The organism is Variovorax sp. OK212, from assembly GCF_900112425.1.
Taxonomy (GTDB): Bacteria; Pseudomonadota; Gammaproteobacteria; order Burkholderiales; family Burkholderiaceae_C; genus Variovorax.
This window is the reverse complement of the sequence record NZ_FOLP01000065.1, coordinates 1-1,195: the sequence shown is the minus strand read 5'-3', so window position 1 is coordinate 1,195 and position 1,195 is coordinate 1. Positions and strand designations below refer to the sequence as shown.

Sequence of the window (1,195 nt, the reverse complement as noted above, 5' to 3'; positions counted from 1 at the left end):
GATGGCCCAACATGGCCATGGCTGACAGCTTTGTTGCAGCGCCGACCTTACAGCGTGGCTGTCGCCGCGGTGGCGAACAAGCTGGCGCGAACGATATGGGCGGTGCTGGCACGCGGTCAAGCCTGGCGCCCCGAGGCGTGGCAGGCCGTGCACTGACGGCGAAGAGAACGATACAGCCAGTTTGAAGGAGAGCAAGCGGCCACGCGTGGGATGGGCCAGACAGGTCGGACCGGGACGAGGACACTCCGATAGGGAAAAAGAGCTCCAAGCTCGTTGATCAGATGGGAGACTCGTCAGCGGAAACCATCAGGGCCAGCAGGCATACCCGCCTGCACAACAGGCCGGACATAAGACTGCAGCCCTGCCTCATGAATCCTCACACACACGAGTTCTTGCAATCCGGGAGGCGCCCATATAAGACGTTCCCTAGGCTCCAGCTTTCACCAGATTCGCCACTGTGGTTTCGGGACGTAGCTTGCAAGCGCGACACCAGTCCAAATAAAGCAGTACGTCGACATACCTCTCGCCCCGCTCAACTTTGGACACATACGATTGGTCTACTTTTAGCCGCACCCCCAATTCAGCCTGCGTAAGACCGGCCGAGCGCCTAAGGGCGCGGAGGTGCTTTCGAAGCACCTCGTATCGGCGATGGTGAATGGATGGCAGCACCCATCGATGCTCGATGGCAAGATGAAAAAGGCCATTTCGACCTTATTTTCTATATCATTTGCTCAATGAGTTGATGCTGTTTTGACCTTTCTCATCCTCACTGCTGCTGACGACACCAAATGACTGCTCGAAATGCTGCCTCGCCGCTACCGACAGCTCGTGCCTTTCGACTCCCGGTCTCGGTGACACGCGTCCGGCCGCGGCGATCTGAGCTTGCTAAACGTAGTTCCTCTGCGTTGCTCATCGGCGCACAGGTGAAGGCGCTGCGGATGGCAGCCGATATGTCCGCGGGTGAGCTTGCTTCAGCATCTGGCGTGTCTCGCTCGATGTTGTCGCGCATCGAGAACGGGCTCGTGTCGCCTTCGGTGGAGACGCTGGACCGCATCGCGCAAGCGCTTCACGTGCCTGTTTCGCGCTTCTTCGGCGACCAGGCGCGCCGGACGGATTTCTGCCATGTGCCAGCGGGGCGCGGCCTCGTGGTCGACCGCGTCGGGGCGGTGGCGGGCTACCGCTATGAACTGCTCGG

The 1,195-nt window shown here is 60.2% G+C and carries 2 protein-coding genes; one reads left to right on the top strand and one right to left on the bottom strand.

Features of this window, described 5'->3' with window-relative positions; all coding sequences use genetic code 11:
* Positions 1–426: 426 nt before the first annotated feature.
* Complete coding sequence (locus BM004_RS40520; RefSeq protein ID WP_093222615.1) at positions 427–669, bottom strand: helix-turn-helix domain-containing protein; 243 nt, start codon at positions 667–669, stop codon at positions 427–429.
* 269 nt (positions 670–938) lie between these two features.
* Between BM004_RS40520 and BM004_RS42400 the strand changes: the two genes are divergently transcribed.
* The coding region (locus BM004_RS42400) for a helix-turn-helix domain-containing protein (protein ID WP_256220325.1) at positions 939–1,195 on the top strand (257 nt) is incomplete at its 3' end.